This is a genomic window from Sporosarcina sp. NCCP-2222 (assembly GCF_023168145.1).
Classification (GTDB): Bacteria; Bacillota; Bacilli; order Bacillales_A; family Planococcaceae; genus Sporosarcina.
This window is the reverse complement of record NZ_BQYK01000009.1, coordinates 66,189-74,232: the sequence shown is the minus strand read 5'-3', so window position 1 is coordinate 74,232 and position 8,044 is coordinate 66,189. Positions and strand designations below refer to the sequence as shown.

The window sequence follows — 8,044 nt, the reverse complement described above, 5'->3', positions numbered from 1 at the left end:
ATGTCGTATACGGAAGAGTAATCTGTTCACCGTCGAGTTGTGCTTCAAGGGAAGCGATGCCTGAGAATTCATCCGCAGCTTCAGCATCAATAACAATTTCCCCTTTGTACGCTTCGCCATTATCGATAGAAGGAGAAATCGTTGGTGCTTCGTTGTCCACAGTGACATCAATTTTGCTAGACGCTTCTCCGCGTGCTTCAATGGTATGCGTTCCGTTTGCGGCTTTGGTCGTATCCCATTTATAGGCTCTCGATTTGAACTGCTCCGCCGGGACATTGAATGCGAATTCGAAGAACTCTGTAGCGCTCGCTCCGTCACCGACAAGAAGTTCCTTGTCCAGATCAGAATAGAGAGGATCATAGATTGTCGTGCCGTCATCGAGGACGAGTCTGACGTTTTTCACTTGGAAGTCATCACGGTTCTCTTCTGATTCTTGATCAAACGGAGACACTTTTGTGCCGGAACGGATAGCGATTTTTGTCGCTTCCCCTACGGTGAAGTACTTTGGATCAATTGGTACCGTCAACGTTTGATACGTATTGATCGTGTCGTCGAAAATATGAATGATTTCATCTCCGATGGTAACGCCATTTTTAAAATAAAGATTCACTTTTTTGACATCGAATGCGAAATACGCCTGTCCGGATAGGGAAGGGGCAGTCAGGGCCGTTACATCTTCATTATTAATCCATAACGAAGCACCCGCGCCATATGCTTTAAGGAGCGCAATCCGTTTTAAGAGCGCACCTTGGGCAACGTTCAAACCGGTCTGCTCTTTCATGTCATTTTTAATGTCAATGGAGGCGATGTCCGTTTGGGTCACTGTCCGTCCATCCGACATTTCCAGGTAGTATTGGATTGCATCACTGCCGATCAATTCCGGAGAATAGATAATGTGCGAATAGATGCTATTTTTATGTGTTAAATAGATGGAACGGTAGTCCGTTTCCGTCGATGTTTTATAAAAGAGACGTACCGTTTTTACCGAAGGCTCACTGATGCTAAATTTCATATATAGATTTTGCTGGTCTTCGATCGGCTCTTTGGGCGTCAAATCTTCTGCAACCAGTGTTTCAGTGGTAACGGGCAACTGTATTTTTGCAGAAGGTACTTGGACAGGGGAAACGGAGCCAGGTGTAGCCGCTTCGGTGCCGCCGCTGTACTTCACCATCGTGGTAGTGCCAGCTTCACGCGGGAACGTATAGAAGATTCCTTTGTCGGCTTTCGTATCATCCACATTGGGTTCGTCGAAATAGTAGGCGACGGAAATATCATCGCCAGTATTCGTTGCGATGGCCACACCGCGCATACTGCTATTGGCCATACCGCCATTATAGATTTTGACGATGTCTACGCCTTCCACAAGATTTACGCCATAATTCGCATTGAAATTGGCTACTGTCTTCTCGCCATTGTCGCTGTTAATGACCCAGAATACCATCGTCTTCCCGGAAGGAATGATCAGGTCACTTGCCGTATGGCGCCAGATCAAATCTCCCCCCGGCCCTTCCGCTGGATACCGGTAGCGAAGCGTATAGTCGTTCAGATTTATATCTTCGGTCGAGTTGTTGTAGATTTCGATAAATTCATAGCCATCGAGCTTGCCGACATTTGTGCTGTCCGGAACGAGTTCAGTGACGAGCAAATACGGAACTTGTTGGGCGTCGTATTCGTCTGTCTCTGTTTCCGCAGGTTCAGACGGCTCCTGTTCAGGGACAGTGATTTCCGGCGTAGGTTCCTGTTCAGGGTTAGTGGTATCAGGTGTCTGTTCAGGATTAGTTGTGTCAGTTGACTGCACTTGATCTGGACCAGAGGAGTCAGGTATCTGCTCCGGTTCAGGGGTAGTCGTGCCAGGTATCTGTTCTTGTTCTGGACTAGTTGAATCTGTCGACGGCAGTTGTCCAGTTGGAAGAGAGCCTGGCATCGGGTCTGTAATCTCTGAAGTAGTGATGAGGCCAGAGCCTTCTGCTGCATGCTTGTATGTAATGCTTTTATGTTCGGTTACTTGGTCGGGCGTATACTCGACTTTAGAGTATACCTCATTTGATAGGGTGGCAACCGCGATAGAACGGGCTTTGGTGTTATGCATGCCGTCCGCCTCGATGTACGTCAAATGACTTTCCGGTATGTCCGTTCCGTAGATCTGGTTAAAATCGTCCAGAGTCAGCGCAGCATTGGCAGCATTTTTCACCCAAACAACCATTGTCTCGCCCGGTTGAATTGCCTTATCTTCGATAAAATTCCAGTCAACTGATTCTCCACTCGGATAACCATAGACTAACTTAATATCTTGTAGTGGAACAGGCACGGATAGATTGTTATAGAGCTCTATGTACTCATATGCATCCGACTTTCCGATATTCAAACTGTTCGGCATGATCTCCGTAATAAGAACTGCATTCAATCCTTCTGGAAATGCGGACCATTCAACAGGGGTATTTGCATGAACGACAGCATGCGGCGCAATTCCCGAAAATACTAAACTGCCCGCCAGTGCAATCGACAGCATAGGCTTTTTCACAACAACATCTCCTCTTTTTCTAGTAAACAACAATTCATATTGTAGAGATGGATTGTCAAGAGAGTGTGGAGGGATTGTAAAGAGTCAGTTAAGTTCGAATGAAATGTTAAAGCGGTGCAATGGATAGTAAGGATTAGTGATCACTAAGGTTCAAGTTTCTTATTAAATTCAAATTTGTTTTAAAACCTGGCATCTTTCATAAAGAACGTGCCATCTCTGTTCAACAAAATGTTTTATCGATTGGAAAATATTGATAATTAGAGGGGGACTTGAAGTTCGAAAAAGAAAGTTTTTAAATAAGGGGACAAGCATACCACTCTGTTCCTATAAAACAAACAGCAATCATTCAAAAAAATGATGAATGATTGCTGTCTCTCAAATATAATTTACTGAAGCATGTTACTTTGCGACAACCCAATCCCATTTTGATAGATCATCAAATCAAAAGCCGACATACTCGGTAACGATAGGAGAAGGGCTTGAGCCGTACGGAAATCAGTAAATGAGAACGATTCCAGTTCCTTTACGTAACGATATTCACCGTCTACTAGTAGAAAGAAACAGACCTGGATAATATGGGAAACATGTGTCTTTAATTTTGTCTCATCCATGTTATCTCCTACTAGAACAATGGCGATCTCCTGCTGCTCGGGATGGATAAATTCTGCCAAACATATCTTACCTTCAAGCAAACCATCTGGCATTTTGATTTTAATTTTTTTCAATTCTACTACTCCTTACTGCTGTCTGCTTTCTTCCAATTAGTGTTTCCTTCTTAAATATTCATTGAAACAATTTCCTGTAAAAAAAGAAAGGTTTCCTCTAAGTCTTGTTGTTCTTCCGGCAGGCCGGTAAAGTATCGGTTTTTGTCATCAATATATCGATACATATCTCCTTCCCAACTAGTCAATCGTACATCCTCGACTGTCCAACCAGATTCCCGTACAGAGAAGTCCGTCCCTTTGTAGTGATATCGTGCTTTTCTTGCTAACCGCATAGCAAGCGAATAGCCAATATCCTTCAACTCTCTATCACTTGAGCGAATGAATTGCTTGAAGTCAATATTGAACTTCAAACCGAGCTGATACGGTGTGCGGGCTTGGCTGCTGGTTGTCTCTTCTACTTTCACCCAGCCAATATGTATCCGAATCGGTTCGCCGTAGATGGTTGGCAGGTCAAAACGGAACGCCTTTGGATTGACCGTATATTTGCCGTCCCATCCGATCTCTTGCATGAATGTCAAGATGGAAGTGTAGGTAGGGATGACGGCATCCGCTAATAATAGAGATAGCCGTTCCGGCGTTGGTTTTACCGGTCCGGGACGCTCCATGATGGATGTCCATGTACCGTGTTTCCAATAGCTTTCAATGACGCCGGGATCCTTCTCAAGAGGACCGTCTTTCCAAATTTTCACTTCTTCACTCGAAAACATAATCATTGCCCGTGTCGTAACCGTATCGGAAGGACGGTTGTTCCAAATCTCCTCTTCCTCCTGATCACACAACAAGCAGTGAATGGCTTCCTTGTTCTTTATTTTTTGCATCGTCAATTCGTAGAGCGCCAGGCCATCTATATATTTTTTTCCCAATGTCATGGCCCATTGCCCAAATGCATCAGAAAGTCCGCTTGTGGCATGCGGTAGGAATGGTGGGTGCTGCAAACTTTCATTTACTTTTAGTAAATAGTGCCTTGAACTTAATACAATTTCAGCCTCCGACCATTTCCGAATTGTATTAGCATAAGCATTGAGCAGGGACCAACCGTATTTTGAATTGTCCTGATGGGATTCGTTCCTCTTCTTCGAGATGAGCCAAACGTTGCCGGATTCATCTGTACCAATCAAATCTAATGAATCACCGGTATACTTTCCATTTTGAACTGGGAGTTCCATTGAATGTCCCCAAATAAACATCCGGCTTTTCTGGCCATTAATGAGTAGCGGATGAGTAAATGTGAAAGTGAGAAAATCATTCAAAAGATGTCGTTCTATTGTAGTGTCTGTGAGAATCAAAAAAATCTCCCTCCTAGTTCTATTTTCTCTTTACTTACTAATAGTACGTTATAACTAAAAATATTTCCACAAATAATCCATTTTAGATATAGGGAACATTTTAATGTATGGATAAACACTTGTTATATAAAGATTTATTTCATTTTAAAATACTGAAATATGTATCTGGAATTTGTGAAACGAAATACCTATATAGAGAGTTTTAAAGTGAGGTTTTGAAAGTATGGGTTCCTACTAAGGAAGTTATCTATTTGTTGGTAATTGTCAGTTTTAATTCTAAGACAAATACATGAAAGAGGTTTAAGTAAGCAAAAAACTAGGGAGGAAAAATACATACACTTTTACTATTTACCCTAATGGATAGATTTAAAACCTTCGAATCAAACTGATAATATCGTCCATCAAACTGATAATATCGTCCATCAAACTGCAAAAAATCCGATTGGTGTTATAGGTCCAGTCCATCTATTCTAAAGGCACCTAGGAATACGAGGCATCGTGCACGATCGGAAGGCCAAAAAGTTGAAAGAGTTTGAGGGCGTGTTAAGGCAGTACGAGCCGATGATATCGGCGAATATCCGAAAGCTGCATATCTATAGAGATTTTGAGCAGTATCGGCAGATTGGACGGGTGGCCCTATGGCAAGCGTGGCTGCGGTTTGATGAAGAAAAGGGCAATTTCACACCGTTTGCTTATCGGTCAATTCGGGGTGCTATGCTGGATGAGTTGAAAAGGGAGAGCCAGTTTGAGGAGCATGTGATTCCGACCGAACATGAGCTGCTTACAGCATGGGTAGAAGCAAAGGAAGAGTGGATGGAACCTAAGAATGAGACGTTGCTAGTGGCGATTGAGGCGTTGAGCCTGCAAGAAAGAGAGTTGCTCAAGTGGTTGTTCGCGGAAAGACGGACACAGGCGGAGTGTGCGTGTCTTGCCGGTGTCTCGGTTCCGGCTATTAAGAAACGGAGGGAACGGATACTTTTAAAGATGAGAAGTATGCTGGTAACCGAAGAGGGGGGAAGCTAAAATAGGTGTTTGTATAAAATAACTAGCTATGCAAGATGAATCAATTTTAAGATCAGAAGGGGAACGAGTGGCTGTAAAAGCTGCTCGGTTCCTTTTTTTGTGGGAGAGCAAGACGTTGTAGCTTGTTTAATGAATAAGTTAAGAGAAGAGGGAGTATAAAACGACGAGAATAAAAACTAAATGGATACTAAAAATAAAAATCTTTCAGAATGGTTTGACTCTTATTATTGACTGCTATATACTTGGAATCGAGTAAACAAGTAAGGAAGGATTAATACATAGATGGAATAATTATGTATATTTTAGACGAATGAACTTGTGGTGACAATAGTTCCATTCATCTAATTTAAGCTTTTGAACAGGAATATAGTAACTTATCAATTTTGTAATTGTGTACGACAGTTATCAGGTGATCGATTCAGCAAAGAATTCCGGCAATTTATCTCAAATAAGTTTTTGGGGATTATTTCGCCATACCTGCAATTGTGAATCGCGTTTCATGCACTCTTATCCGCTATAAGACATAGTGAGCGCTTACCTCTGTTTCCTGTAATTGGCCGGGGCGCTAATCCAAGAATTTCATACAGCAAAAGTCAGTCATTGAATGAATACTTCATAGAACTATCAGATATTCAGTCGGCCATTTTTTCAGGGAAGTCCTAACCATTCGTGAAAGATGCTGATTTACCATCGAACGTTCTCTTCTTCTTTAGATTTTTATCAGCAAACTCCTTTCCATTATCAACTTTTCGACGTCTCATCATCCATATCCCATTTTGTCTATTACATGAAATCAAAACGATTGCCGGTCTATTTAGTCTAGCTGTCTTTCAACTATTTAAATAGTAAAAAAGTAATTCCGTGTGATGACGAAATAAATTCACATGCAGGGAAAATTAAGTGAATGGCAGTCTTTGAGACTGCTCAATTTGGTCGCTTACAAAAGCAACTGCCCAACAAAACATATTAGTTGGAAATAAGAGGAAACGATTTTAAATAGTCGGTGGAATGTAAGTTGATTTTACAAGCTTAAACCGTACATTAAAGAACAAAGCACGCCTGGAAGCTTGTAAGTGCGTAAAGGGGGTGAGGGAATGTGAAAGCAGTTTGTAAATAGGAAATCCCCAGGTGCATGAGTCCTAGAAGACATCACCTGAGGATCCGGGTTGGAGTATACCAACTTATAGTCAGTATACTCCTCCTGAACAAAAAAAGTAAGTCGAAAAATTCAGGGAGGTTGGGAAATTGAAGATTAATATGTTGAAAGTGATGAATTCCGAAACAATTATGTTTGTACCGGAATGGAAAGATGATGGGAGTCTAAGAACGATTGTTGTGAGAACAGAAGGTAAGATGCTAGTGGACATGTCACCGACCGATCTGATGGATGCTGTTTTGCGTTATTACGGTTCCAGTCTTAAAGGAGCGAAGGATGGAACTAGAACAATTCTTGGCGACATCAGTATGCAGCCTGTAGTAGTCAGTGAAAAGTTGGGTCTGTATTCTTTTCCAAGCATTTCACCAGCAAATCCGGAATGTATCTGGTTCTTACATCATCAAATCTACAGCTATACAGCAATTGATAAGAAAAAGATCGTAGTGGAAATGATGAATGGCACTAAGATTACTGTGGAAACTAGCCACCGATCATTTGATTGGAAAGTGAAGCAGGCGAGCCATTTGCGATGCCAAATGGAAGGGCGGCCGGCATATCAAGTGAAGGAAACACAAGTGAGCTACTACATTAATAAAAAATTGAAGGATCGAAACTACGATATCGATGAATTCTATGAGTAAGAAACACAGTAGATCAGCGTTAAGGTTGCGGAAGTAAATAGTCAATTAAAAATTATACAATGGGCATTGCGTAAAAGTTCGTCGCAATGCCCTTTTCTACACATATTATAAACCGGATGTCATATCATCTTGCTTTGGTGGTCATTTTGGATTTATTCGCATGGATTGTAATCAATCAAGAAAGGAATGGCGATATGAAAAAATTAGTTATCACATTCTTCTTGTCGATCATGATGATTTTATCATCAGGCACGGTATCAACAGAGCCGGCTGCAGCGGAATTTAAAGATATTTCGAATAGCCATCCAAGTTATTCAGTGATTCTGGAGATGAAAAAAGCCGGCTATATTAGCGGTTATCCGGATGGCACCTTCCGGCCCAATGACACGATTAGTCGCAAACATGTTGCGCAGCTTCTGGATAAGGCTTTAGAGTTACCTGAGCCGAGCGAATTCAAGGTTGTCTACAAGGATCTTCCGAAAAATCACCCGTACTATAAACCGATTATGAAATTGACTGAGGCGGGCATCATGAGCGGAACGGGCGGCAAGTTTAACCCCGATGAGTCTATTACCCACATTCAACTTGCAAAGGTGCTGGATCTGGCTTTTTCCTTCGATGCTTCTTCCTATCAGGCATTTGACGATGTACCTCAAGGCCATTGGGGCTATAAACACGCAAACGCCCTTTAT

6 protein-coding genes are annotated in these 8,044 nt (G+C 42.0%); 3 read left to right on the top strand and 3 right to left on the bottom strand.

Translation table 11 applies throughout. The features are described from left to right. The 3 genes from NCCP2222_RS17115 to NCCP2222_RS17105 all read right to left on the bottom strand — a co-directional run. On the bottom strand, nt 1-2,521 hold a 2,521-nt coding region (locus NCCP2222_RS17115), incomplete at its 3' end, for a lamin tail domain-containing protein (protein WP_248513599.1). 386 nt (nt 2,522-2,907) lie between these two features. Beyond that, nucleotides 2,908-3,246: a hypothetical protein gene (locus NCCP2222_RS17110; protein ID WP_248513598.1), complete on the bottom strand. Its 339-nt coding sequence runs from the start codon at nt 3,244-3,246 to the stop codon at nt 2,908-2,910. Between the two features lie 50 nt (nt 3,247-3,296). Then, on the bottom strand, nt 3,297-4,532 hold the full coding sequence (locus NCCP2222_RS17105; RefSeq protein WP_248513597.1) for a hypothetical protein: 1,236 nt from the start codon (nt 4,530-4,532) through the stop codon (nt 3,297-3,299). 522 nt (nt 4,533-5,054) lie between these two features. Here NCCP2222_RS17105 and NCCP2222_RS17100 point away from each other — a divergent pair. The 3 genes from NCCP2222_RS17100 to NCCP2222_RS17090 form a co-directional block, all read left to right on the top strand. After that, nucleotides 5,055-5,555: a sigma-70 family RNA polymerase sigma factor gene (locus NCCP2222_RS17100; RefSeq protein WP_248513596.1), complete on the top strand. Its 501-nt coding sequence runs from the start codon at nt 5,055-5,057 to the stop codon at nt 5,553-5,555. A 1,245-nt stretch (nt 5,556-6,800) separates the two neighbouring features. Beyond that, nucleotides 6,801-7,352 carry a competence protein ComK gene (locus NCCP2222_RS17095; protein ID WP_248513595.1) on the top strand — a complete coding sequence of 184 codons (552 nt, stop codon included), beginning with the start codon at nt 6,801-6,803 and terminating at the stop codon, nt 7,350-7,352. Between the two features lie 194 nt (nt 7,353-7,546). After that, the coding region (locus NCCP2222_RS17090) for an S-layer homology domain-containing protein (RefSeq protein WP_248513594.1) at nt 7,547-8,044 on the top strand (498 nt) is incomplete at its 3' end.